The 24,793-nt window shown below is 71.2% G+C and carries 22 protein-coding genes and 1 pseudogene; 7 read left to right on the forward strand and 16 right to left on the reverse strand.

Annotated elements, in window-relative coordinates; all coding sequences use genetic code 11:
• Positions 1-251, forward strand: a pseudogene (locus tag ABZS97_RS07555) (hypothetical protein); the annotation flags it as partial.
• Here ABZS97_RS07555 and ABZS97_RS07560 read toward each other — a convergent pair.
• The 8 genes from ABZS97_RS07560 to ABZS97_RS07595 form a co-directional block, all read right to left on the reverse strand.
• Positions 248-1,066, reverse strand: a complete 819-nt coding sequence (locus ABZS97_RS07560; protein ID WP_356134699.1) for an RNA methyltransferase — start codon at positions 1,064-1,066, stop codon at positions 248-250. The pseudogene ABZS97_RS07555 and the gene ABZS97_RS07560 sit on opposite strands and share 4 nt — an antisense overlap.
• A gap of 64 nt (positions 1,067-1,130) precedes the next feature.
• Positions 1,131-2,363 (reverse strand): uroporphyrinogen-III C-methyltransferase, encoded by a 1,233-nt coding sequence (gene cobA, locus ABZS97_RS07565; protein ID WP_356134701.1) that lies wholly within the window; start codon positions 2,361-2,363, stop codon positions 1,131-1,133.
• 145 nt (positions 2,364-2,508) lie between these two features.
• Positions 2,509-6,372 (reverse strand): nicotinate-nucleotide--dimethylbenzimidazole phosphoribosyltransferase, encoded by a 3,864-nt coding sequence (gene cobT / locus ABZS97_RS07570; RefSeq protein ID WP_356134703.1) that lies wholly within the window; start codon positions 6,370-6,372, stop codon positions 2,509-2,511.
• A 346-nt stretch (positions 6,373-6,718) separates the two neighbouring features.
• A complete protein-coding gene (gene cbiE, locus ABZS97_RS07575; RefSeq protein ID WP_356134705.1) occupies positions 6,719-7,930 on the reverse strand; it encodes a precorrin-6y C5,15-methyltransferase (decarboxylating) subunit CbiE in 1,212 nt (403 codons plus the stop codon).
• Positions 7,931-8,048: 118 nt separating this feature from the next.
• Positions 8,049-8,687, reverse strand: a complete 639-nt coding sequence (locus tag ABZS97_RS07580; RefSeq protein WP_356134707.1) for a GNAT family N-acetyltransferase — start codon at positions 8,685-8,687, stop codon at positions 8,049-8,051.
• Positions 8,688-8,811: 124 nt separating this feature from the next.
• On the reverse strand, positions 8,812-9,645 hold the full coding sequence (locus tag ABZS97_RS07585; RefSeq protein ID WP_356134709.1) for a MetQ/NlpA family ABC transporter substrate-binding protein: 834 nt from the start codon (positions 9,643-9,645) through the stop codon (positions 8,812-8,814).
• Between the two features lie 79 nt (positions 9,646-9,724).
• A complete protein-coding gene (locus ABZS97_RS07590) occupies positions 9,725-10,450 on the reverse strand; it encodes a methionine ABC transporter permease (RefSeq protein ID WP_356134711.1) in 726 nt (241 codons plus the stop codon).
• Positions 10,447-11,481, reverse strand: a complete 1,035-nt coding sequence (locus ABZS97_RS07595) for an ATP-binding cassette domain-containing protein (RefSeq protein WP_356134713.1) — start codon at positions 11,479-11,481, stop codon at positions 10,447-10,449. The genes ABZS97_RS07590 and ABZS97_RS07595 overlap by 4 nt, the downstream gene beginning before the upstream one ends.
• Positions 11,482-12,061: 580 nt before the next feature.
• Here ABZS97_RS07595 and ABZS97_RS07600 point away from each other — a divergent pair.
• Positions 12,062-12,421 carry a hypothetical protein gene (locus tag ABZS97_RS07600; protein ID WP_356134715.1) on the forward strand — a complete coding sequence of 120 codons (360 nt, stop codon included), beginning with the start codon at positions 12,062-12,064 and terminating at the stop codon, positions 12,419-12,421.
• Position 12,422: 1 nt separating this feature from the next.
• The gene (locus ABZS97_RS07605) at positions 12,423-12,848 is read left to right on the forward strand and encodes a hypothetical protein (RefSeq protein WP_356134717.1); all 426 of its coding nucleotides are present in this window, start codon (positions 12,423-12,425) and stop codon (positions 12,846-12,848) included.
• 27 nt (positions 12,849-12,875) lie between these two features.
• On the opposite strand, the gene ABZS97_RS07610 is transcribed toward ABZS97_RS07605, so the two are convergent.
• From ABZS97_RS07610 to ABZS97_RS07620, 3 genes are all read right to left on the reverse strand, one after another.
• Positions 12,876-13,379 carry a GNAT family N-acetyltransferase gene (locus ABZS97_RS07610; protein WP_356134719.1) on the reverse strand — a complete coding sequence of 168 codons (504 nt, stop codon included), beginning with the start codon at positions 13,377-13,379 and terminating at the stop codon, positions 12,876-12,878.
• A 46-nt stretch (positions 13,380-13,425) separates the two neighbouring features.
• Positions 13,426-13,932, reverse strand: coding sequence for a sigma-70 family RNA polymerase sigma factor (locus ABZS97_RS07615; protein WP_356134721.1), 507 nt, complete (start codon positions 13,930-13,932; stop codon positions 13,426-13,428).
• A gap of 74 nt (positions 13,933-14,006) precedes the next feature.
• Positions 14,007-15,167, reverse strand: a complete 1,161-nt coding sequence (locus ABZS97_RS07620; protein WP_356134723.1) for a glycerophosphodiester phosphodiesterase — start codon at positions 15,165-15,167, stop codon at positions 14,007-14,009.
• Between the two features lie 378 nt (positions 15,168-15,545).
• Between ABZS97_RS07620 and ABZS97_RS07625 the strand changes: the two genes are divergently transcribed.
• The gene (locus ABZS97_RS07625) at positions 15,546-16,217 is read left to right on the forward strand and encodes a lysophospholipid acyltransferase family protein (RefSeq protein ID WP_351698901.1); all 672 of its coding nucleotides are present in this window, start codon (positions 15,546-15,548) and stop codon (positions 16,215-16,217) included.
• 154 nt (positions 16,218-16,371) lie between these two features.
• On the opposite strand, the gene ABZS97_RS07630 is transcribed toward ABZS97_RS07625, so the two are convergent.
• From ABZS97_RS07630 to ABZS97_RS07650, 5 genes are all read right to left on the reverse strand, one after another.
• Positions 16,372-17,889, reverse strand: a complete 1,518-nt coding sequence (locus ABZS97_RS07630) for an MFS transporter (protein ID WP_356134726.1) — start codon at positions 17,887-17,889, stop codon at positions 16,372-16,374.
• Positions 17,886-18,437, reverse strand: a complete 552-nt coding sequence (locus ABZS97_RS07635; RefSeq protein WP_356134728.1) for a helix-turn-helix domain-containing protein — start codon at positions 18,435-18,437, stop codon at positions 17,886-17,888. The genes ABZS97_RS07630 and ABZS97_RS07635 overlap by 4 nt, the downstream gene beginning before the upstream one ends.
• Before the next feature lie 113 nt (positions 18,438-18,550).
• On the reverse strand, positions 18,551-19,522 hold the full coding sequence (locus ABZS97_RS07640) for an aldo/keto reductase (protein ID WP_356134730.1): 972 nt from the start codon (positions 19,520-19,522) through the stop codon (positions 18,551-18,553).
• Positions 19,523-19,597: 75 nt separating this feature from the next.
• Positions 19,598-21,028: an argininosuccinate lyase gene (argH, locus tag ABZS97_RS07645; RefSeq protein ID WP_356134733.1), complete on the reverse strand. Its 1,431-nt coding sequence runs from the start codon at positions 21,026-21,028 to the stop codon at positions 19,598-19,600.
• 89 nt (positions 21,029-21,117) lie between these two features.
• The gene (locus ABZS97_RS07650) at positions 21,118-22,311 is read right to left on the reverse strand and encodes an argininosuccinate synthase (RefSeq protein ID WP_356134735.1); all 1,194 of its coding nucleotides are present in this window, start codon (positions 22,309-22,311) and stop codon (positions 21,118-21,120) included.
• 188 nt (positions 22,312-22,499) lie between these two features.
• Between ABZS97_RS07650 and ABZS97_RS07655 the strand changes: the two genes are divergently transcribed.
• From ABZS97_RS07655 to ABZS97_RS07665, 3 genes are all read left to right on the forward strand, one after another.
• Positions 22,500-23,360: a hypothetical protein gene (locus ABZS97_RS07655; protein WP_356134737.1), complete on the forward strand. Its 861-nt coding sequence runs from the start codon at positions 22,500-22,502 to the stop codon at positions 23,358-23,360.
• A 99-nt stretch (positions 23,361-23,459) separates the two neighbouring features.
• A complete protein-coding gene (locus ABZS97_RS07660; RefSeq protein WP_356134740.1) occupies positions 23,460-24,047 on the forward strand; it encodes a pyridoxamine 5'-phosphate oxidase family protein in 588 nt (195 codons plus the stop codon).
• A 3-nt stretch (positions 24,048-24,050) separates the two neighbouring features.
• A complete protein-coding gene (locus ABZS97_RS07665; RefSeq protein ID WP_356134742.1) occupies positions 24,051-24,767 on the forward strand; it encodes a L,D-transpeptidase family protein in 717 nt (238 codons plus the stop codon).
• Positions 24,768-24,793 lie beyond the last annotated feature (26 nt).

Genomic DNA, 24,793 nt, shown 5'->3' on the forward strand with positions numbered 1-24,793 from the left:
CCGGACGCCCCCTCCGGTTCCGCCGTTTCCTCCACGAATCCGTGCCGGGCGAGTTCGCGCAGATGATAGCTGGTGGCTCCGGTGTTGAGATCTTCGTGTTCGTGGTCGTGACGCTGCTGGTGGCACTCGGCATCGCGGCGGCTCAGGGATGCCAGGGCCCGGCGCGCGGACTGGGCGGCGACGACGTACGCAAGGACGTGCGACAGACGCAGCCGGACACCCGGCAGGGACAGGGACAGCAGAAGGGTTAGGCCTGTGGGCGGCCCGTCGCCACCGCGTAGAACGCGACCGCGGCGGCCGCGCCCACGTTGAGCGAGTCGACTCCGTGGGCCATCGGGATGCGGACCCATTCGTCCGCGGCCATCAGGGCGCGGGTGGACAGGCCGTCGCCTTCCGCGCCGAGCATCAGGGCCACCCGGTCCATGCGGTGCGGGGCCGCCTCGTCGAGGGACTTCGCCTTCTCGTCGGGGGTGAGGGCGAGGAGGCAGAAGCCGGCGTCGCGGACCGCTTCCAGGCTTCTCGGCCAGGAGTCGAGACGGGCGTACGGGACCGAGAAGACGGCACCCATGGACACCTTCACGGAGCGGCGGTACAGCGGGTCCGCGCAGTCGGGCGACAGCAGGACCGCGTCCATGCCGAGGGCGGCCGCCGAGCGGAAGATCGCGCCGATGTTGGTGTGGTCGTTGACCGACTCCATGACGACGACGCGGCGGGCGGTCGCCAGGAGTTCGTCCGCGGTCGGCAGCGGCTTGCGCTGCATCGAGGCGAGCGCGCCGCGGTGCACGTGGTAGCCGGTCACGCGTTCGGCGAGCTCCGGGCTGACGGCGTACACCGGCGCCGGGAGTTCGTCGATGACGTCGCGCATGACGTCGACCCACTTGGCGGACAGCAGCATCGAGCGCATCTCGTACCCGGCGTCCTTGGCCCGTCTGATGACCTTCTCGCCCTCGGCGATGAACAGTCCCTCGGCGGGTTCGCGCTTGCGGCGCAGCTCCACGTCGGTCAGGCCCGTGTAGTCGCTCAGGCGCGGGTCGTCGGGGTCCTCAACGGTGATGAGATCGGCCACAGGGTGATACTGCCTTGTCCTGGGTGTGGTGCCAACGGCTGGGAACGGGTCGGGTTACCCGGGGTTACGCGGAAGCCGTCGGCCCTACGGTCACGACCGGACCGATGACGATGACGGCCGGGGGCCGCACGTCCTCGACGCGTACGGTTTCGGCGACCGTCGCGAGGGTGGCGTCGACCCGGCGCTGCGCGGCGGTCGTGCCCTCCTGCACCAGGGCGACGGGGGTGTCGGGCGACTTGCCGTGCGCCACCAGCGTCTCGGCGATCCTGCCGATCTTGTCGACGCCCATGAGGATCACCAGCGTGCCGGTGAGCTTCGCCAGCGACGGCCAGTCGACCAGCGAGCGTTCGTCGTCGGGCGCCACATGGCCGCTGACCACCGTGAACTCGTGGGCGACCCCGCGGTGCGTGACCGGGATGCCGGCCGCGCCCGGCACCGAGATCGAGCTGGAGATGCCGGGGACCACCGTGCAGGGGATGCCCGCCTCGGCGAGCGCGTGGATCTCCTCCATGCCGCGGCCGAAGACGAAGGGGTCACCGCCCTTGAGGCGGACCACCGACTTGCCCTGCTTGGCGTGCTCGATCAGCGCGTTGTTGATGGCTTCCTGGGCCATGAACCGGCCGTACGGGATCTTCGCCGCGTCGATCACCTCGACATGCGGCGGGAGTTCGGCGAGCAGGTCGCGCGGGCCGAGCCGGTCGGCGATGACCACGTCGGCCTCGGCGAGGAGGCGGCGACCTCGGACCGTGATCAGGTCCGGGTCACCGGGGCCGCCGCCGACCAGGGCCACGCCGGAGGTGCGGGTGCGGTGGTGCGGGGCGACCAGGGTGCCGTCGCGCAGGCCCTCGACCACGGCGTCACGGATCGCGGCGGTGTGGCGCGGGTCGCGTCCCCGGGCGTCCGTGGTGAGGACGGCGACGGTCACGCCCTCGCTGTGGCCGGTCGCGGGGGTCCAGGCGGTGGCCGCGTCGGCGTCGTCGGAGCGCACGCACCACACGCGGTGGCGCTCCGCCTCGGCGGAGGCCGCGGTGTTGGCCGCGGTGTCGGCGGTGGCGATGAGCGCGTACCAGGCCTCGGCGAGGTCTCCGTCCTCGTACGGGCGCCTGATCCAGGTGATCTCGCCCGCGTCCGACATGGCCTCGACCGAGGGAGTGGCCTGCGGGGAGACGAGGTGGACGTCCGCCCCGGCCGCGATGAGCGCCGGGAGGCGGCGTTGGGCGACCTGGCCGCCGCCGAGGACGACCACTCGGCGGCCGGTGAGGCGGAGGCCTACGGGGTAGGCGGGGTGTTCAGCCATGGAGGTGCGGCTCCTCGTACAGGCGTGCGGTGGGCGCTACGGCTCTGGAGCTGCCCTGACGTGCGGATTTTAGACGTGGATCCAGCGTACGGCGGGGGTGGGGGGCGCGCAGGAACGCCCACCCGGCCCACCCCGCGTCGCAGGGCTACTTCTCGGTGACGCCCGCCGAGTCGAACGTGGCCACCTCGTGCATCGCCCGTGCGGCGCTCTGCACGACCGGGAGGGCCAGCAGGGCGCCCGTGCCCTCGCCGAGGCGGAGGTCGAGGTCGACCAGCGGGCGCAGGCCGAGCTTGTTCAACGCCGCCACGTGGCCGGGCTCGGCGCTGCGGTGGCCCGCGATGCACGCGGCGAGGACCTCGGGGGCGATCGCGCGGGCCACGAGCGCCGCGGCGCCGGCACTCACGCCGTCCAGGATCACCGGCGTACGCAGGGACGCACCGCCGAGCAACAGGCCGACCATCGCAGCGTGCTCCAGGCCGCCGATGGCCGAGAGGACGCCGATGGGGTCGGCCGGGTCGGGCTGGTGGACCTCGATGGCGCGGCGCACGACCTCGGTCTTGCGGGCCAGCGTCTCGTCGTTGATGCCGGTGCCGCGGCCCGTCACCTCGGACGGGTCGGTGTCCGTGAAGACGGAGATCAGGGCCGCGGACGCGGTCGTGTTGGCGATGCCCATCTCGCCCGTGAGCAGCACCTTGTTGCCGGCCGCCACCAGGTCGCGGGCGGTCTCGATGCCCACCTCGATGGCCGCGACGACCTCCTCGCGGGACATCGCGGGACCGGTCGTCATGTCGGCGGTGCCAGGACGGATCTTGCGCGGCAGCAGGCCCGGCGTTGCGGGGAGGTCGGAGGCGACGCCCACGTCGATGACGCAGACCTCGGCGCCCACCTGGTTCGCGAACGCGTTGCAGACCGCTCCGCCGCCCAGGAAGTTGGCCACCATCTGGGCGGTGACCTCCTGCGGCCAGGGGGTGACGCCCTGGGCGTGCACTCCGTGGTCGCCGGCGAAGATCGCGACGGCGGCGGGCTCCGGGATCGGCGGTGGGCACTGCCGGGACAGGCCGGACAACTGCGCGGAGATGATCTCCAGCATGCCGAGGGCGCCCGCGGGCTTGGTCATCCGCTTCTGGCGCTCCCAGGCCTCACCGAGCGCCTTGGCGTCCAGCGGGCGGATGTTGGCGACCGTCTCGGCGAGCAGGTCGTGCGGCTCCTCGCCGGGCAGCGCGCGACGGCCGTACGTCTCCTCGTGGACGACCCAGGACAGCGGGCGGCGCTTGGACCAGCCCGCCTGCATCAGCTCGGGCTCCTCCGGGAACTCGTCCACGTAACCGACGCAGAGGTAGGCGACGACCTCCAGGTGCTCGGGCAGGCCGAGGGCGCGGACCATCTCGCGCTCGTCGAAGAAGCTGACCCAGCCGACGCCGAGGCCCTCGGCGCGGGCCGCCAGCCACAGGTTCTCCACGGCGAGCGCGGAGGAGTACGGGGCCATCTGCGGCTGCGTGTGGCGGCCCAGGGTGTGGCGGCCGCCGCGCGTCGGGTCGGCGGTGACGACGATGTTCACCGGGGTGTCGAGGATGGCCTCGATCTTCAGTTCCTTGAACTGCTTGGCGCGGCCCTTGGGCAGCGACAGCGCGTAGGCCTCGCGCTGGCGCTGGGCGAGTTCGTGCATCGAGCGGCGTGTGTCGGCCGAGCGGATGACGACGAAGTCCCAGGGCTGCGAGTGGCCGACGGACGGTGCCGTGTGGGCGGCCTCGAGGACGCGCAGCAGCACGTCGTGCGGGATCGGGTCGCTGCGGAAGCCGTTGCGGATGTCGCGGCGCTCGCGCATGACGCGCAGCACGGCCTCGCGCTCGGCGTCGTCGTAGCCGGGCGCCGCGGGGCCGGTGGACTCTCGTACGTCTTCCACTACGGCCGTGCTCTCTTCCTGATCGGCGCCCTGGGTGTCCAGGTCGTCCGCCTGCTGTGTGACTACGACTGCGGGTTCCGGCTCCGCGACGGGCGGTTCCGGCACGACTTGTTCGAAGTCGTCCTGGGTTGCGGCTTGGGCCTCGACCTCGGCCTCGCGGGGTGCGGGCACGGGGGCGACGGGCTGGACTTCGGCGAAGGGCTGCTCGTCGGCGGGGAGCTGGGGACTCTCCTGCGGGGCGGGCGCTTCGGGCTCGGCGTCACGTTCCGCCGTGGGTTCCGGTGCTGGTGCGGGTGCGGCGGTCTCGGCCTGGGCTTCGGTCTCGGGCTCGGCCGGGGGCTCCGGCTCGGCCAGGGGCTCCGGCTCGGCCGGGAGCTCGGGCTCCGCGTGGCCGGCGACGACGGGCGCGGACTCGGCGACCGAGGGCTCCTCCACCGGGGGCTCCTCGGGCGCGGGCTCCTCGGCTGCGGGTTGCTGCTGCTCGGCCGGGGGCTGTTCCTGCGCGGGCTGTTCCTCGGCGGGCAGCGGCGGCACGACCATGGGGTGCGGCGGGGTCGGGGCGAGGTGCGGGGTCGTCGGCACCTGGCCCTCGACGGCCACGAACTGGCCGAGCGACTGGTCCGCCGGTACCTCCAGGGGTACGCCGGCCACGCGGGCCGCGTCACCGGGGTGCTGCTCGCCGGAGGCGTGGCCCACTGCGGCATGGGGCGCTGCGGCGTGCGCGGCGACACCGACGGGCACGCCGTGCGACGGCTGGGCGGCCGCGGCCCCGGCGGGGTTCGCGAACTGCTGGGCGAACTGCTGGGCCGCCGCCGCGTCGAGCCCGGGCACCGCCTGTCCGTAGGACGAGTCGGTGGCGAACGCGGCCTGGGCCTGCGCCTGCGCGGCGTCGAACTCCTCGTCCACGTCGTGCTCGGCCTCGGCGGGGACCGGATGCGGAACCTGGGCGGCCTCGACGGGGGCCACCGTGTCCGCGAACTGGACAGCGGCATCCGGGATATGGACAGCGGCTTCGGCAGGCTGAGCCTGGACCGGGGCGGCCGGGTGGGCGAACTGCGCCGCAGCCACGGGCGCCGTCTGCGGGTCCGGCGCGAGCTGCACGTGCTGGGAGTTCTGGATGTGCTCGCCGGGCGCGAGGCGCTCGGCGTCCGCCGGGACCGCTACCGGAGCGTCGGTGTGCGCCGGCTCGTGGGCCACCGGGAACGGCACGGCGTCAGGGGCCTGCTGGGCGTGCAGGTCGAGCGACACGTGGGCGGCGTCCGGAGCCTGCGCAAGGTCCGCGGCGGCATGGGGGTCGAGAACGCCGTCCGGCTCCTCCGGCAGGTGGGCGACCTGCGGGGCCTCGGGCGCTGCGGGGAACTCCGCGGCCTGGACGGCGTCCGGCGCCTGCGGCGTCCCGGGGACCTGGACCGGCTCGGGATCCTGAACGGCCTCAGGGGCCTGCGGCATCTCGCCGACCGTGCCGGGCTCGGGGAAGGCGCCGGGCTCGGGGAACGCACCGGGCTCAGGGAACGTGCCCGCCTCGGAGCCCTGCCCCTCCTGCGGAACGACCGTTTCTGCAATCTGCCCCTCGGAGCTCACCGGCGGGGCGCCCCACGGCACGGCTCCCTGCGGCGGGATCTCGCCGAGGTGCGACACGTCGAGGTACTCGGGTCCGCTCGTCGGCGGTCCCGCGTGCCGTACGGGGGTCACCGGGGCGGCGAGGGGCGCACCCGCCGGGCCGCGGTCGGCGAGCGAACGCACCGGGCTCGCGGAACCGTCCGGCGTGGGCGGGCCGAGGTGCAGCGGGCGGCGCGGGGCCACCGGCTGCGGGGCCGGAGCCGGCATGCGGACACCGCCGAGGTCGACCGAACCGCTGTCGCGGCCCGACGCCTCGTGCGGACCGGGCTCATGGACGAGGGGCATCGGGGCCGGCGGCGGCACCTCGTTGCCCCAGGCGCCCTGCGCACCCGGCGCGCCCGGCAGGAGGAGCAGGTCGTCGTCGTCCGCGGTGGTCTCGGAGGGGTCGAGGTAGGTGTACGCGACCGGGGCGGGGGCGCCCGGCTGCTCCACCATGCCTGCGTTCTCCGGCAGTCCCTCGCCCGGGACCTGGCCGGTGTCGGTCATGCGTACCCCTCGCCCATCGGTTAGTGCTTCTACGACCAGCTCGCCCGGGACGGCGCACCGACCGCCCCGCAGTGAAGAACGAGCGTGCGTGCCCAGCGGCACGAAACGACCCGCCAACAAAGACGACAAAGCCATTAACTGGCATTGTCGCGGTCGTCCCGCCGTCGCGACACCTTGATCCGCAACGGCCCGCTGTGGACTGCGCCACGTTGCGCGTCCTCCGGTTCTGCCGTACCACACCCACCCCAAAAGGGGCGTGTTTTCCGGACATTGACCGACGAAATATCGGACACCCGGGAGCGGTACAACGATCGGCCAGCCTACCGCGCGCAGTACGACAACAGGATCACGGGGCGCGATCCGGCAAACGGCCTGTGAGCAGGAACGCGACGCTCCGCTCCTTCTCCGTCCAGGCCCTTGTATCGAGTTCGACGGACTGAATGAGCGCGCACTCGACCCGGTATCCGTGCTCGGTCAGGTTCCTGCCGATGAGCTCGGCGGCGTCACGGGTCGCGGCGTGGGTGACGATGCGCTGCGGGCGGCGGTCGGCGACGGCCGAGACCACCGCCGCTCCCCCGCCCCCGACGCGTACGACATCGGGTTCGGGAAGGTTCTCCAGGATGTGCGGAGCGGTGCCCTGGACGATCTGCATCTGGACGCCGAAGCGGCGGGCGGAGTCCTCGGTGCGGGCGCACGCCCCCGGCTGCCGGTCGACCGCGATGACGGCGGCGCCGGTGCGCGCCGCCTCGGTGGCGAAGGCGCCGCTGCCGGAGCCGATGTCCCACACGAGGTCGCCGGCGCGCGGTCCCAGGCGGGCGAGTTGGGCGGCGCGCAGCAGGTCCGTCTCGCCCTCGCCGAGCGCGCCGCCGTACGCCTCGGCGGGCAGCGCCCAGCCGCGTGGTCCGGTGCCCGGGTCGCGTCCGGCGATCCACCCGCCGCCCTCGGCCGCGGCGACGAAGCCGCCGATGACGATGACGACGTTGGGGTCGCGCCAGGTGTGGTCGGCGGCCTTGTCCGAGGTGACGACGGTGACCTGCTCGCGCGCGGTGCCCAGTTCCTCGCAGATGACGAAGGTGCGGTGGACGCCTTCGAGGAGCAGGCCGAGTTCGGCGGGGCCGGCGCCTGGTGAGGTGAGAACGGCGACTTTGGTGTGGGCGCGGCACACATTCACCGCGCGTCGCAGGGTTCGGCGGTGTGCGACAACCACCTGTGCGTCGTCCCAGGGCATCCCGGCGCGGGCGAAGGCCGCGGCCACCGAGGAGACGGCGGGCACCACTTCGACCTCCAGGCCGAACTCCGGTGCGCGCAGGGTGCGTACGACCCCGAAGAAGCCCGGGTCGCCGTCGGCGAGGACGACGGCGCTGCCCCGGTGGCCCGCGATGCGGCGGGCGGCGAGAGCGACACTGCCGAGCCGGATGCGCTCGGCGGACACGGGTACCTCGGCGAGCGCCAGGTGGTGGGCCGCGCCGGCCACCAGTGTGGCGGCGGCGAGAGCCGAGTGGGCCGCGGCCGTCAGCGGCGAGCCGTCCCAGCCGATCACCGTGACCCGGTCGGCCATCGTCCTCAGTCTCCAGAAAGGTCTTCGCAGGTCGTCGGGGGCAGCCCTTGGGCGGGCTCCGTGAGGGTACCTGGTGACACCGGGGACTGCTCGGTCGGGTGGGAGCGGTCCCTTGAATTCAGTTCCAGTCCGAGAACGACGTGAAACCACCGCTGTCGGCCAGTTCCTCGCCGACGCCGTCGAGGTCCTCGGGCAGCAGGCTCCACACGATGAAGTCGCTGCGCACGTCGACCCAGGTGCCCTCCTCGGTGCGTGCGTGCACTATGCAGGCGTTGCGCAGGACGCCCTCGCTGATGCAGCCGATCTTCTGGGCCACCTGCTGGGAGGCGGTGTTGTCGGCGGCCGTACGGATCTCGATGCGCTCGAACTTCTGGTCGCCGAAGAGCCATTGGGAGGTGGCCAGTGCGGCCTCGGAGGCGTAGCCCTCGCCGCGGGCCCAGGGGGCGATGATGTAGGAGAGTTCGGTGGCGCGGATGTGCCAGTTCGTCCTGGTGAGCTGGATGATCCCGACCAGGCGCTGGGTGAGGAACTCGGTGACCGCGAGGTCGAGGCCGCGGCCCGCGGTGCGCTCGGTGGGCGCGTACTCGGTGATCCAGCCGCGGGCGCCGTCCTCGGTGTAGGGCTGGGGGACGTCGGTCCAGGCGGCGACCTGCTCGTCGTTCATCATGGCGGCGAGCGAGGGGACGTCGTCCTCGTCGAGCGGACGCAGCACCAACCGCTCCGTGCTGATGGAGATGTTGGGGAAGGTGCTCGTCATGCGCCGCTCCGTAACCTTCGAAACATTCAGGGCCTGCGAACTGCCCAGCATGCAGCATGAAACCACCGAACTGCACCACGGGGTCCGCTCGTTGTGAAGGAGCGGACCCCGTGCGTGGGGGCGGCTAGAAGGACGGGATGACCGAGCCGGCGTACTTGTCCTCGATGAACTTCTTCACCTCGGGCGAGGTCAGGAGCTTCGCGAGCTTCTTGACGCGCGGGTCGGACTCGTTGCCCTTCTTCACCGCGAGGAAGTTGCCGTACGGGCTGTTCTTCGCGGACTCCAGGACGAGGGCCTCCTTGGCGGGCTTGAGGCCCGCGGAGAGGGCGAAGTTGCCGTTGACGACCGCGGCGTCGACGTCGTCCAGGGAGCGCGCGGTCTGAGCGGCCTCGACCTCCTTGAACTCGAGGTTCTTCGGGTTCTTGGCGATGTCCTGCGGGGTCGCCTCGCTGCCGGCGCCGTCCTTGAGGGTGATGAGCCCGTTGGCGGCGAGCAGCTTCAGGGCACGCGCCTCGTTGACGGCGTCGTTGGGGATCGCGACGGTCGCGCCGCTCTTCAGGGTGTCGGCGCTCTTGACCTTGTGGGAGTAGAGGCCGAGCGGCTCCAGGTGCACCGTGACGACGGGCACGATGTGGGTGCCGCGCTTCTTGTTGAAGTCGTCCAGGTAGGGCTGGTTCTGGAAGTAGTTGGCGCCCACCGAGCCGTCCTCGGTCGCCGTGTTCGGCACGATGTAGTCCTGGAACTCCTTGACCTCCAGGTCGAGGCCCGCCTTCTTCGCCAGGTTCTTCTTGACGAAGTCGAGGATCTCGGCGTGCGGGGTCGGGCTCGCTGCGACGACCAGCGGTCCGCTGTAGTCGGAGGAGGAGGCGGAGTCGGTGCCCGAGCCGCAGGCGGTGAGCCCGAAGGTGAGGGCTCCGGCGGCGAGGACGGCGGTGGTGATCCTGGCGGTGTTACGCACGAAAAGTGCCTTTCCTGAGGGGTGGTGCTGCCCCGTCGTGGGTGGTGACGGGGAAATCCGTGGGTGGTGAGTCAGTGGGTCAGACGGTCTTGCCGGTCGCCGTGGACGCCTTCAGCAGGCGGAGCCTCGGCGCCGCGCCGGACCGGCCGCCGCGCCGGTGCAGTCCGCGTGCGGCGTAGTCGCCGGCGAACTGGATGACGGCGATCACGACCGCGAGGACGGCGACCGTGATCCACATCAGGCTGGTCTCGAAGCGCTGGTAGCCGTACCGGATGGCGATGTCGCCCAGGCCGCCGGCGCCGACGGTGCCGGCCATCGCGGAGTAGCCGATGAGGGCGACGATCGTGGTGGTGGCGGAGGAGATCAGCGAGGGCAGCGACTCGGGTACGAGGACCTTGCGGACGACGGTCCATGTGTTGCCGCCCATCGACTGCACGGCCTCGACGAGTCCGCCGTCCACTTCGCGGACAGCCGTCTCGACCAGGCGCGCGAAGAACGGGATCGCCCCGATCGCGAGGGGCACGATCGCGGCCTCACGGCCGATGGTCGTCCCGGTGATGGTGCGGGTGAAGCTCATCAGCGCGACCATCAGGATGATGAACGGCATCGAGCGGGCGACGTTCACGACCTGTCCGATGACCTTGTTGGCCACGACGTTCTGGAGGAGGCCGCCTCGGTCGGTCAGGACGAGCAGGATGCCGAGCGGCAGACCGCCCACGATCGCGATGAGGGTGGACCAGCCCACCATGTAGAGCGTGTCCCAACACGCCTGGGACAGCAGCGGCTGCATCTCGGACCAGGTCACTTGGCACCTTCCTTGAGCAGCACGGGCTCCTGGCCGAGGACGTCGATTCCCAGTCCCTGCTCGCGCAGGAAGCCGATGGGCACCACGTTGTCCTCGTAGCGGCCGGGCAGTTCGATGCGCATCCGGCCGACCTGCAGGCCGCCGACCGTGTCGATCGCGGCGCCGAGGATCGAGATGTCGATGTTGTACGTCCGCGACAGCTGGGAGATGACGGGCTGGGTGGCCGCCTCGCCCTGGAAGGTGACGTCGACGACGGTGCGGTCCTCGCCGGTGGCGTCGCCGCCCACCGGGAAGAGGGCCGCGGCCAGTTCCGAGCCGGGAGAGGCGAGGAGTTCGCTCACGGTGCCGGACTCGACGATCCGGCCGTTCTCCATCAGCGCGGCCGAGTCGCAGATCGTCTTGACGACGTCCATCTCATGGGTGATGAGCAGGACGGTCAGGCCGAGCTGCCGGTTCAGGTCGCGCAGCAGCTGGAGGATGGAGCGGGTGGTCTCGGGGTCGAGGGCGCTGGTGGCCTCGTCGGACAGGAGCACCTTCGGGTCGCCGGCGAGAGCGCGGGCGATGCCGACGCGCTGCTTCTGGCCGCCGGAGAGCTGGGCCGGGAAGGACCTGGACTTGTCGGAGAGGCCGACCAGGTCGAGGAGTTCGAGGGCCTTGCGGCTGCGCTCCCTGCCGGAGACGCCGAGGATTTCGAGGGGCAGCTCGACGTTGTCCTGGACGGTGCGCGAGGACAGCAGGTTGAAGTGCTGGAAGACCATCCCGATACGGCTGCGCGCCCTGCGCAGTTCCCGGCCGGCGCGCGGTCCGCGGCCGACGAGGGCGGTGAGGTCCTGTCCGGCGACGCTCACGGTCCCGGCGGTGGGGCGTTCCAGGAGGTTGACGCAGCGGATGAGCGAGGACTTGCCGGCGCCGGACTGGCCGATGACGCCGTAGACCTCGCCTTCGCGGACGTGCAGATCGACGCCGTCGAGGGCGGTCACCTCACGGCCGCGCGAGCGGTAGACCTTGGTGAGGCCCGTTGTCGTGATCACTGGGGTTTCCGTCACTGTCGTGTGCGGGGCGTGGGTGTGCCCGGGCACGGGTGCATGCGGTCGGGAACGCGGCACGGTTCTCGCGGTGGCGATGGAACCGGGGGAGAACGTGTGCGCGGGGCAGCCCGAGTCACGTACTTCGTACGGACATGGGGCGGCGGTCTCGCTTCGGGGCGCGAGGCCAGGCGGTGGTGCGGGGGCCCTCTAGAAGGCGCACATTCGACACATACAACGAGCACCGGGCGTCATGGTCGCCTCGGTCGCAAGGATGCGGCTGCTCGTCGTGGTCATGAAACGAGTAAAGCAGAAGTACAGCCGCGGGCCGTCATCGCTGTCCGCATTGCGGACAGCGATGGACACGGTCCGGCCCCGACGGGAGACCCCTGCTCCCCCGCCGGTGACCAGCGCCGACAGGGCGCGACGGCGCTCTCCACAGGAGTCGTGTGCGGCGCGGCCGCCTCAGGTGTTGTGGTCAAGACCACGACGGTCGCGCCGCGGGAGGCGCGGGGCGAGCGGGGGCCGACGGGGGCAGCCCGGGGGCGAGGACAGCAGGCCATTTGGACCGTAATAGGGTCACGGCATGCTTGATGCCCTGACGGTCGCGACGGCCGTCGCCGCGCTCGCGCTCGCCGCCTGGTGCGGCTGGGCCGCCTATCGTGATCAGCCGACCAAGGACTGGCACTTCATCGGCATGGCCGTGGTGTCGGCGCTCGCCCTGGTGCAGTTGGTCATCGGTGTCGTCCAGCTGGGTCGCGGCGAGAAGCCGGAACAGGGCACGACGATCTTCGTGGCGTATCTGCTCGGCGCGCTCGCGTGCATCCCGGCGGCCGGCTTCATGTCACTGGCGGAGCGCACGCGCTGGGGTTCGATCACCGTGGCGGCCGGCGGCGTCGTCCTCGCCGTCCTGGAGGTGCGGCTCTATGACATCTGGGGAGGCTGAGATGACGGCCCCGGAGGGGAAGCCGCGCAGGGTCCGGCTGATCAGCGGGCCGGGCATGCTGCTGGTCTGGTTGTACGGCGTGATGGTCGTCGGCGCGGTGTCGCGCTCGGCGGTGCAGATCTCGACGGAGTTCGACAAGGCCCCGCTGGCCTACTCGCTCTCCGCGATCGCGGGTCTCGTGTACGGCTTCATCACGTACTCGCTCGTGCGCGGCGGCGAGCGGGCCCGCAGGGCGGCGCTGGTGTGCTGCGCCGCCGAGCTCGCGGGCGTGCTGACGGTGGGGACGTGGACGCTGGTGGAGCCGTCCGCGTTCCCCGACGCCACGGTGTGGTCGGACTACGGGATGGGCTATCTGTTCATCCCGGTACTGCTGCCGCTGTCGGCGATGTACTGGCTGCGCAAGGCGCGTACGACCGCCGACAGCTGAGCCTCAGGGGCGTGAGGTGCGGGGCTGCTACGCGCTGGCCGCGTACGCGCTGGTGTCCGCGCCCTTGGCGAGGGTCACCAGGGTGAGGCGCTCGTCGACGCGCTCCGCGGAGACCTGCGTGTAGCCGTGCTTGCGGTACAGGCGCAGGTTGTGGTCGCTGCGGTGTCCCGTGAAGAGCTGGAAGGACTTGGCCGTTCCCTCCGCGCCGAGCTTCGCCTCGATCGCGGTGAGCAGGCGTCCGCCCAGCCCGTGGCGTTGCATGCGCGGGTGGACGATGAGCTTGTTGATGCGCGCCGTGCCCTCGACATCAACCGCTCCGCGTACGGAGGCCACCACCTCGTCCCCGAGCCGGGCCACCAGGACAGTGCCCTGGGCCAGCTCGGCCTTGAGGGAGTCGAGGGGCTGGGTGAGTGGCTCGATGCCGTAGTCGCCGTACAGCTCGGCCTCGCTCTGGTAGCAGAGGTACTGCAGCTTGAGGATCTGCTCGGCGTCCTGCTCCGTCGCTGCCGAGATGGTCACGCTCATGCCCATGTGTGCATGCCTCCCGCTCACCTGTTCCACCGGTTGTCCCTCACTCCTATCCCCGCGGTTCGCGAGCCGCAACCTCCGGCGCGAGCAATCGGCGCAGACATCCCAGGCATCTGGAACGTTCCGGACCCAGACTGCCCTGTGAGATACCCAACTCCCCTGCGATTTCGCGATAAGTGAGGTCCTTGGGGGACAACAGCGCCGCCATCAGCCGGGGGCAGCGGCCCGGCAGGCGTCGTACGGCGTCGTGCAGCGCCCGGTCGCGGGCGGCGGCGAGGGCCTGCTGCTCCGGGCCGGTGCCGTGGTCGTCGGCGGGCTCGGCGGCGTACGGCCGTTCGAGGCGGGCCGTGCGGCGGCTGCGGCGCCCTTCCGAGCGGACGGCCCGGCGCAGCCACCCGTGCGGGTCAACGGGTGGGCCGTCCGTGTCGAGGCGCTCCAGGAGGCGCAGCCAGACGGCCTGTTCCAGGTCGCTCTGCTCGGTGCCGGACGCGTGGGCCTCGGCGGAGGCCTCGGCGGCGAGCAGTGGGCGCAGCGCGGTGAGCATCTCGTGTGTCATATGCCCCATCACGCGGCCGCCCGGGCGGGAGGTTGCCGGGGCGGCCGGTTGTCACCCCAAACGGGGTGGCGGGGTCATCCGTTGACGAAGTCCTCGCGGGCGAGCAGCGCGGTGTCCGCGTTGTCGGAGAAGACGCCGTCGATGCCGGTGGCGAAGTACGTCCGGAACGCGCCGAAGGCGTCGCCGTAGGCGTTCGGGTCGGTGCCCGTGCGGAAGTTCGCGGGCAGGAAGGTGTTCTCGTTGCGCATCGTGTAGGGGTGCAGGATCAGGCCCGCCTTGTGCGCGTCGGCAACGAGCGTGGTCGGCGTGGTGAGGGCCCCGTTCGCGTCCTTGGGGATGACGAGGTCGAGGGTCGGACCGATGCCCTGCGCGTACGAGGCGATCCACTGCAGGCCCGCGGGCGTGACGAGGTCGGCGACCGTGCGCAGGTCACCGGCCGTCACGAAGTCCCAGGGACGGGTGTTCGCGGCGGACAGCAGCACGACGAGCGGGTTGCCGACGAGCTTGTCCAGCCGCTGGATGCTGCTCGGCTCGAAGGACTGGATGATGACCGGCGAGTTCTTCCGGTCCTTGCCGTGCTTGTGGAGGATCTTGGCGAGCCGCTCCTCCAGGCCGAGGCCGAGTTTGCGGAAGTACGTGGGGTGTTTGGTCTCGGGGTAGATCCAGACCTGCTTGCCGCGCTTGCGGGTCTGCTCGTCCTGCCACTGGAGCACCTCTTCGAAGGTGGGGATCTCCCAGCGGCCGTTGTAGAGGGTGTTGCGCTGGCGGTTGGCGGGGATGCGCTCGATCGCGCGCAGCGTCTTCAGCTCGGCGAGCGTGAAGTCCTCGGTGAACCAGCCGGTGGTGGCGACCCCGTCCAGCGTCTTGGTGGTCTTGCGGCCGGCGAACTCGGGGTGCGCGGCGACGTCGGTGGTCCCGCCGATCTCCGGCTCGTGACGGCATACGAGGTGGCCGTCCTTGGTGGGCACCAGGTCACCCGCCTCGACGACGTCGGCGCCCAGGTCGAGGGCCAGCTCGTACGACCCGAACGTGTGCTCGGGACGGTAGCCGCTGGCGCCGCGGTGGCCGATGACGGTCGGCTTCGGCAGGCTCCGGTAGCCGCCGGTGCGCTGCCCGTCGGCGCTCGCCACGCCCGGCAGTCCGAGGACCGCGCCCCCCGCACCGAGCACCGCGGCCCCGAGCAGCTTCCTTCGCGCCGTGCCCCGCCCCTGCTCGTTGGACCCCTGCGTCGCCATGAGCGCTCCTTCTCCGTACCGCCCTGCACCTGTCAAAGCGGGACGATCGTAGGTGCCCGCGGGTGACGGTGGGGAGACCCTCGGCGGAACTCGCGGGTGACGCTGGATGTCGTACGGAATACGGGTGTTGAGGCCGTGCGGGCGCGCGGATCACCCACCTCACGACCCCCGCTGTTCACGCGTCGGCCGGTAACCCGCGCGACGTCCGTCACATCTTCGCGCCCGCGTGACGGGCGCGAAACGGGGCGCCTTCGCAGGTAAACGTGCGTCAACACTGCGTATCCAGTCGGTGAACCCGATGTGCAATCACCCGGAAAGCGCGAGTATCGTCCTCACCTGCACAGACTTCATACCGATCCCTTGACAATGGAGGGCCCGTTGTCCCGCTTCGCGCTCATCAAGGCAGTGCTCGGACCGATCATGCGCCTGATGTTCCGCCCACGGGTGGAAGGCGTGGAGCACATCCCGGGCGACGGCCCGGTGATCCTGGCCGGCAACCACCTCACCTTCATCGACTCGATGATCCTGCCGCTGGTGTGCGACCGGCAGGTGCTCTTCATCGGCAAGGACGAGTACGTCACCGGCAAGGGCTTCAAGGGCCGCCTGATGGCCTGGTTCTTCACCGGCGTCGGCATGATCCCGGTGGACCGGGACGGCGCGAACGGCGGAGTCGCCGCGCTGATGACCGGCCGCCGCGTCCTGGAGGAGGGCAAGGTCTTCGGCATCTACCCCGAGGGCACCCGCTCCCCCGACGGCCGCCTCTACCGCGGCCGCACCGGCATCGCCCGGCTCACTCTGATGACGGGCGCCCCGGTCGTCCCGTTCGCGATGATCGGCACCGACAAGCTGCAGCCCGGCGGCGCGGGGATGCCGCGGCCCGGCCGCGTCACCGTTCGCTTCGGTGAGGCCATGGAGTTCTCGCGGTACGAGGGCATGGACCGTGACCGGTACGTGCTGCGCGCGGTGACCGACTCGGTGATGACCGAGGTCATGCGGTTGTCCGGGCAGGAGTACGTGGACATGTACGCCACGAAGGCCAAGGCCGCGTAGCGGCTCCGCCGGGGTGTGAGGAAGGTCGGGCGCGGTGCGCCCGGCCTTTTTTCTGGGGGCTCTGCCCCCAGGCCCCCGTAATCGGCCTGGACGGCCTCGTCCTCAAACGCCGGACGGGCTGAAATCTCTGCCTCTGCCCCTTCAGCGGGACGGGCTAATCTCCCAGCCTCTGGCCCTTCAGCTGGAACCATGCCGCCACCGCCGTGGCGAGCAGTACCGCCGCTCCGATTCCGGCCGCCAGGCCGAGGCCGTCGACGAAGGCCTCTCGGGCCGACGTCATCAGGGCGTCCGCGGTGTCGGCCGGGAGGCCGGATGCCACCTCGGCCGCGCCGCCGAGTGACTCGTGGGCCGCGGACGGGGTGCCCGCCGGGGCCGTGAAGTCGCGGTAGGCGCCGGTGACGATGGAGCCGAGCAGTGCGATGCCGAGGGCGGCGCCGAGTTCGTAGGCCGTCTCGGAGACCGCGGACGCGGCGCCCGCCTGCTCCTTGGGCACGCTGGAGAGGATCACGTCGGCGGTGACGGTGAAGGAGAAGCCCGCTCCGACGCCGACGACCAGGAGCGCGCCGCCCAGCAGCGGGTAGCCGGTGGACTCGCTGAGCAGGGTGAGTGCGGCCAGCGCCAGGCCCACCGCCGCGAGTCCGCCCGCGACCACGGCGCGTACGGAGAACCGCCGGGCGACCGAGCCCGCGATCAGGCCCGACACCACCGCGCCGACGGCGGCGGGGAGTTCGGCGAGACCCGCCTCCAACGGTCCTCTGCCCTGCACGAGTTGCAGGTACTGCGAGAGGAAGAAGATGAGGCCGGCCAGACCGAGGACGGTGAGCAGGTCGGCGAGCACCGCTGCGGAGAAGCCGCGGTTGCGGAACAGCCGCATGTCCAACAGCGGGGTGGGCAGCGTGAGTTGGCGGCGCACGAACCAGCAGAGCGCGCCGGCACCGAGCACACCGGCGAGCGCGGCTTCCCCGCTCACGCCGTGCGCGGCCGCCTCCTTCACCGCGTACACGAGGCCGATCATGCCGACGAGCGAGAGCACGACGCTGGTCAGGTCCCACGGACCGGGATCGGGATTCCGCGACTCGGGCAGCAGCTTGATGCCGACGAGGACGAGGACCGCCATCACCGGGAGGTTGATCAGGAAGACGGAGCCCCACCAGAAGTGCTCCAGCAGGAAGCCTCCGGCGACGGGCCCGACTGCCGTACCGGCGGAGGCAGTTGCTCCCCAGATGCCGATCGCGAGACTGCGTTCGCGCGGGTCGTGGAAGAGGTTGCGGATCAGCGCGAGGGTGGCCGGCATCAGCGTCGCACCCGCGACACCGAGCAGCGCCCGCGCCAGGATCATCAACTCCGGTGTCGTCGCATAGGCGTTGAGCACGGAGACCGCACCGAACGCCGCCGATCCGATGAGCAGCAGCTTCTTGCGGCCGATGCGGTCACCGAGGCTGCCCATGGAGACGAGCAGTCCGGCGATGACGAACGAGTAGACGTCACCGATCCACAGGAGCTGGGTGCCGGAGGGCTTCAGGTCCTCGCTGATGTACGGGGTTGCCAGGCCGAGGACGGTCGCGTCGACGGCCACCAACAGCACGGCCAGGACGAGGACGGAGAGCGCGAGCCAACGGCCCGGACGCTTCTCCAGCTCTGTCGTGGCGGCCGGCTGCAGGGTGCTGGTCATGATTCCTCTCTCCGTAGGGTGCCGCCGAGCAGCAGCTCGACGATCATGTGGTGGAAGTCCTTGCCGGCGACCCGGCCCTCGGCCACGGCCCAGACCCCGGAGGCCATCAGCCCGTAGAGGGCCTCGGTGAGCCAGGCGGGAGTGAGGTCGATACGGAACTCGCCGCTCTCCTGGCCGCGCCGGAACAGCGCGGCGATCCGGGCGTCGAGCCGCGCCCAGCCCTGGTTCTGCTCCGCGCCCTCGAACAGCTGGTTCTCGGTGTAGAGGAACGCGAGCAGTCCGGCGGCGCCTTCGAGCGCCCGCACCAGACGGCGTACGGCCTCCTGGGCGGCGCCCTCGTCGAGCCGCGCCGCATCGAGCGCCGCCTCGCACTCCGCGATGCCGAGCGACTCCAGCGCCCGTACGAGTGCGTCGCGCCCGGCGAAGTGGCGGTGCAGCGTGGCCCTGCTGATCCCGGCCGCCTTGGCGACCTCGTCCATGGTCGCGGTGGATTTCCGGGTCAGGAGGGCCGCGGCACTGCGCAGCACATGCTCACGGTCGACAGCCATGAGACAACCATAGCCCACATGAGACACTGTTGTCTCATTGTAGGCATAGACGTCTCACGTCTGATGCACAGACGGTCAGGGGCTCCGCTCGGCGCCGGGCTGCCCTGCCGCTGTCAGTGCCAGGGCAGCCGGCCGCGCCGCTCCCAGTACGCCCCCGGCTCCTCGGCGAGAGCCGCGAGCCGGGTGAGCTGCTCGTCGTCGAGGTCGACGACCGCCGCGTGCAGGTTCGAGGAGAGCTGGCCGGTGGTGGCCGCACCGGAGAGGACGACTCCGGCCCACGGCTGGTGCAGGACCAGGGCGAGGGCGACCGCGTCGGCGGCGACCCCGGCCCGCTCGGCGATCTCCCGAACAGCCTCCGGCGCCTGCCCGGCGGCAAGGCGCCCGTTGGCCATGCCCTCCTTGACGATCACCGTGAGCCCCGCGTCGTACGCCTCGCCGAGCGCGGGTGCGGCGGAGGTCTCCAGCACGTTGTACGTCGCCTGGACGGTACGGAAGAGGGGCTCGCCGTCGACCGTGACGGCGAGCGCGGTACGGATCGCGTCGGCCTGGGCGGGCCCGCTGGTCGAGAAGCCGATGCTCAGGCCCCCGGCAGCGGCCTCGGCCAGCCGGGCGTGGAGTTCCTTGTCGGTGAGGGCCGGGCTGTCCGGGGTCACCGAGTGGATCTGGTAGAGGTCGAGGCGGTCGCCGAGCAGTGCGGCGCTCTCGGCGCGCTGACGCTCGTACGTGGCGAGGGTGTGGTCCTTGACCTCGTGCGCCTCGGCGTCGGTGCGCCAGTCCGCGGTGTAGGTGTAGCCCCACTTGCTGCCGATGACCACGTCGTCGACGCCCGGCCGGCCGCTCAGCCAGCCGGCGAGGAACTCCTCGGAGCGGCCGTAGGAGCGCGCCGCGTCGAAGTAGCGCACGCCTTGCGCGTAGGCGGCGTCGAGGAGTTCGTGGGTGCGCTCGCGCAGGGCGTCGACGCTGCGCTCGGCGGGGAGGTCGTCCTCGCGGCCGAGGTTGATGTAGCCGGGGCGGCCGACGGCGGCCAGACCCAGACCGATGTGGCAGGTGGGGGTCGTTGCTGAGGCCAGTCGGGCGAAGGGCATCGCGAGCTCCGTTCGGTCGGCTCCTTGCGGCTCCCGACCAACGTAACCCGCGATGCCCCGGTGATTGGCGACCCGCTACTTGTTCTTGGCGGTGGCCCAGGCGTGCTGGGCCACGAGGTCCGCCTGCACCTCGGCCAGTTGCACGGCGACCGCGCTGGGCGCCGTACCGCCGCGGCCGTCGCGGGAGGCGAGCGCGCCCGGCACGTTGAGCACCGAGCGCACCTCGGGCGTCAGATGCGCGGAGATCTTCGCGAACTGCTCGTCGGTGAGCCCGTCCAGCTCGATGCCGTCGGCCTCGGCGACCTTCACGCACTCGCCCGCGACCTCGTGTGCGACACGGAACGGCACGCCCTGCTTGACCAGCCACTCGGCGATGTCGGTGGCGAGCGAGAAGCCGGCCGGGGCCAGCTCCTCCATGCGCTCGCGGTTGACGGTGAGGGTGGCCATCATGCCGGTGAAGGCGGGAAGCAGGACTTCGAGCTGGTCGCAGGAGTCGAAGACCGGCTCCTTGTCCTCCTGGAGGTCGCGGTTGTACGCGAGCGGGAGGGCCTTGAGCGTGGCCATCAGGCCGGTCAGGTTGCCGATGAGACGGCCGGACTTGCCGCGCGCCAGCTCGGCGATGTCCGGGTTCTTCTTCTGCGGCATGATCGACGAGCCGGTGGAGAAGGCGTCGTGGAGGGTGACGAAGGAGAACTCCTTCGTGTTCCAGATGATGACCTCCTCGGCGATCCGGGAGAGGTTCACACCGATCATCGCGGTGATGAAGGCGAACTCGGCGACGAAGTCACGGGAGGCCGTGCCGTCGATGGAGTTGGCCACGCTGCCGTGCTCGAAGCCGAGGTCCCTGGCGACCGACTCGGGGTCGAGGCCGAGGGAGGAACCGGCCAGGGCGCCCGAGCCGTACGGGGAGACCGCCGTGCGCTCGTCCCACTGGCGCAGCCGCTCGGCGTCCCGGGACAGCGACTGCACGTGCGCGAGGACGTGGTGGGCGAACAGGACCGGCTGGGCGTGCTGGAGGTGCGTGCGGCCCGGCATCGCGACGTCCGCGTGGGCCTCGGCGAGGCCGACCAGCGCGTCCTGGAGGTCGGCGATCAGTCCGCCGATGATCCGGGCGTGGTCGCGCAGGTACATCCGGAAGAGCGTCGCGACCTGGTCGTTGCGCGAACGTCCGGCGCGGAGCTTGCCGCCGAGGTCGGGACCGAGGCGCTCAAGGAGGCCCCGCTCCAGGGCGGTGTGGACGTCCTCGTCGGCGATCGTGCCCACGAACGAGCCGTCGGCCACATCGGCTTCGAGCCGGTCGAGTCCCTCCAGCATCCGGGAGAGCTCGTCGTCCGTGAGGAGGTTCGCCTTGTGCAGCACGCGCGCGTGGGCACGCGATCCGGCGATGTCGTACGGCGCGAGCCGCCAGTCGAAGTGGACGGACGCGGACAGCTTGGCCAGGGCCTCGGCGGGGCCGTCGGCGAAGCGGCCGCCCCAGAGCCGTACGTCACCGCTGTTGCTGCTCACTGCTCTGCTCCTCGGGAGGTGGGTGGATGTGCGACCGCCTCCCCACCGCGGACGGACGGGGAGGCGGTTGTCACGCTAGCGGTAGGTGACTACGCCAGGTCGCGCTTGGCCGCGATCTTCGACGAAAGGCTGTAGATGTCGATGAAGCCCTTGGCCGCGGCCTGGTCGAAGCTGTCGCCCGTGTCGTACGTGGCGAGGTTGAAGTCGTAGAGCGAGGTGTCGGAGCGCCGGCCGGTGACGACGGCGCGGCCGCCGTGCAGGGTCATCCGGATGTCGCCGTTGACGTGCTGGTTGGCCTCTTCGATGAAGCCGTCCAGGGCGCGCTTGAGCGGGGAGAACCACTGGCCGTCGTAGACCAGTTCGCCCCAGCGCTGCTCGACCTGGCGCTTGTAGCGGGCGAGTTCACGCTCGACGGTGACGTTCTCCAGCTCCTGGTGGGCCGTGATGAGCGCGATCGCACCCGGAGCCTCGTACACCTCGCGGGACTTGATGCCCACGAGGCGGTCCTCGACCATGTCGATCCGGCCGATGCCCTGGGCACCGGCGCGCTCGTTGAGCTGCTGGATCGCCTGGAGCACGGTGACGGGCCTGCCGTCGATGGCGACCGGGACGCCCTGCCTGAAGGATATGACGACCTCGTCGGCCTCGCGGGGCTCGGCCGGGTTGGAGGTGTACTCGTAGATGTCCTCGATCGGCGCGTTCCAGATGTCCTCCAGGAAGCCCGTCTCCACGGCGCGTCCGAAGACGTTCTGGTCGATGGAGTACGGGGACTTCTTGGAGGTCGCGATCGGGAGGTTCTTCTCCTCGCAGAACGCGATGGCCTTGTCGCGGGTCATCGCGTAGTCGCGGACCGGGGCGATGCACTTGAGGTCGGGGGCGAGGGCGACGATGCCGGCCTCGAAGCGGACCTGGTCGTTGCCCTTGCCGGTGCAGCCGTGGGCGACCGTGGTGGCGCCGTGCTTCTGGGCGGCGGCGACGAGGTGCTTGACGATCGTCGGCCGGGAGAGCGCGGAGACCAGCGGATAGCGGTCCATGTAGAGGGCGTTGGCCTTGATCGCCGGGAGGCAGTACTCGTCGGCGAACTCGTCCTTGGCGTCGGCCACTTCGGCCTCGACCGCACCGCAGGCGAGGGCGCGCTTGCGGATGACGTCCAGGTCCTCGCCGCCCTGACCGACGTCCACCGCGACGGCGATGACCTCGGCGCCCGTCTCCTCGGCGATCCAGCCGATGGCGACGGAGGTGTCCAGACCGCCTGAGTAGGCGAGTACGACGCGCTCGGTCACGGGTTTCTCCTCACGGTGCGTTCGCTGTCATGCATGAGTATGCAGAGTTCTGCATGATTCGTCAATCTCGACTGATGCCGAGGCTTTTTTCGAAGGCCGTTGAACGCACGAAACCGCTTTCGCGTACTCCCCACCGAACGCAGGCGCCGCGTTTGTACACCCACTCCTGACCCAAGTGAGGCATCCGCATGTCCAGGGCTCTTCCGAAGTACAACAAGCGCCGCGTCGTCATGATCGGCGGTGCCGCCGCAGTGGTGCTGTCCGGAGCGGTGATCGCCGGTTCCGCCCTGGCCGGGGAGTCCGGCAAGAGCAGCGCCAACAACGCCACGACCAAGGCCGCGCCCGGCACGGTGAACTGCCCGGCCGTCGCGCCGAGCCTCCCCGCTGTCCCCGCCTCCGCGAAGGCCGAGGTCGACCGCAACCTGGCCCTGCTGAACACGCAGATCGCGGAGGCCAACAAGCGGCTCGTCGACACGGTCGGCCAGGGCGGACCGAACTTCGTCCAGAACGCCATCCTCGGCCCCCTCAAGGACAAGCGCGTCGCCACCGTCAACCGCATCGCGACCGCCATCGGCCGCACGGCCGCCAAGCCGCAGGGTCTCGACGCACTGGCGCCCTGCAAGCTGAACACGGGCGGCGGCACGGCGACGGGCGGCGGCGCGGCGGCCGGTGGAGGCGCCGCCCCCGCGGCGCCGAGCGCGACGGCGACCGCGCAGGCGGGCGGCGCCGCGAACAACGCGGGGGGTGCGGCCGCGGCCGGCACCATCACCTGCCCCGACGTCGCCTCGCAGCTCCCGGCGGTCCCCGCCTCCGCGAAGGCCGAGGTCGACCGCAACCTGACCCTGCTCAACACGCAGATCACGGAGGCCAACACGCGACTGGTCAACACGGTCGGCCAGGGCGGACCGAACTTCGTCCAGAACGCGATCCTCGGCCCCCTCAAGGACAAGCGCGCCTCGACGATCGACCGCATCGCGATCTCGATCGGCCGTACGGCGGCCAAGCCCACGGGTCTGAACTCCCTCGCCACCTGCGCACTCAACAAGTGACGGGCCCCGTGGCCGCACCGATCGACGCCCCGCCCGGTGCGGCCACGGAACCCGCAATTCATTAGACAGGCGAAGGATTTTCGTCAATAATCGTTAGTCATGGGAAAGACCTATGAGCGCATAGACGGCCGCCTGCGTACCTTCATCGAGGCGCAGCCAATCTTCTTCACCGCGACCGCCCCGCTGGCCGGGGACGGCACGATCAACCTCTCCCCCAAGGGGCTCACCGGTTCCTTCGCCGTCCTCGACGAGCTGACCGTCGCCTATCTGGACTTCGCCGGGAGCAACGCCGAGACGATCGCGCACCTGCGCGAGAACGGCCGGATCACCCTCATGTGGTGTGCCTTCCAGGGCCCACCGAACATCGTCCGGGTGCACGGCCGCGGTGAGCCCGTCTTCCGCGACGACCCGCGCTTCAAGGAACTGCTCACCCACTTCCCCGGCATCGACCCGACCCCGCACGGGCTGCGCGCGATCGTCGTCGTGACGGCCGAACTGGTCCGCGACACCTGCGGCTACGCGGTGCCCTTCATGTCGTACGACGAGGACCGCGATCTGCACGGCAAGCGCTTCGCGCGCGAGGACGACGCCTCGCTGAGCGCGTACTTCACCAAGAAGGAGTACATCGCGACGAGCATGGACGGACTGCCCGGGCTGCCGTTGCCGCTGCCCCCCACTACCGTCTGAGCCATGCGCCCCGGTGTCGTCGCCCTCGCGTCCGCCTCCTTGCTCGTGCTCGGTGCCGCGCCCGGCGGCGGGGCCTGGGACGGGCTCCCCGCGCCGCCGCTGCCCGAGCGCATGGCGGACTCCGGCGGCGGCACCCAGCTGATCACCGCCCTGGCTCCGCGCGCGGACGCGACGTCCGGCACCGTGGCCTGGTGGGATCTGCGCGACGGCCGGTGGGTGAAGGCCGGTTCTGCCTCGGCACGCTTCGGCGCCAGGGGGCTCACCGAGGGCGCCTCGCGGAGGCAGGGCACGAACACGACCCCGACGGGGCTGTACGACCTGCCGTACGCCTTCGGCATCAAGGCCGCGCCCCACGGCACCTCGGCCCCCTACCGCCGGGTGCACCAGGACTCCTGGTGGTGCCAGGACAACGGCTCCCGCTCCTACAACCGCTGGACCGAGCCGCGTCCCGCCGACTGCCGCGCCACCGAGTCGGAGCACCTGATCGGATACGACACGCAGTACGCGTACGCCTTCGTCATCGGCTTCAACTACGAGCGGCCCGTGCACGGCCGGGGCGCGGGCATCTTCCTGCATGTCAACGGGCGTGGGCCGACGGCTGGTTGCGTGTCGGTGCCTGTGGCGGCGATGCGGCGGATCCTGAAGTGGGCCGATCCGGCGCGCGGGCCGCACATCGCGATCGGGACGGAGAGCGGCGCCACCGCGATCACCGGGTACTGACCGGGTTCGCCGTCGCGTTGTCGGTG

The sequence above is a fragment of the Streptomyces sp. NPDC005485 genome (genome assembly GCF_040606085.1).
In the GTDB taxonomy this organism is placed as follows: Bacteria; Actinomycetota; Actinomycetes; order Streptomycetales; family Streptomycetaceae; genus Streptomyces.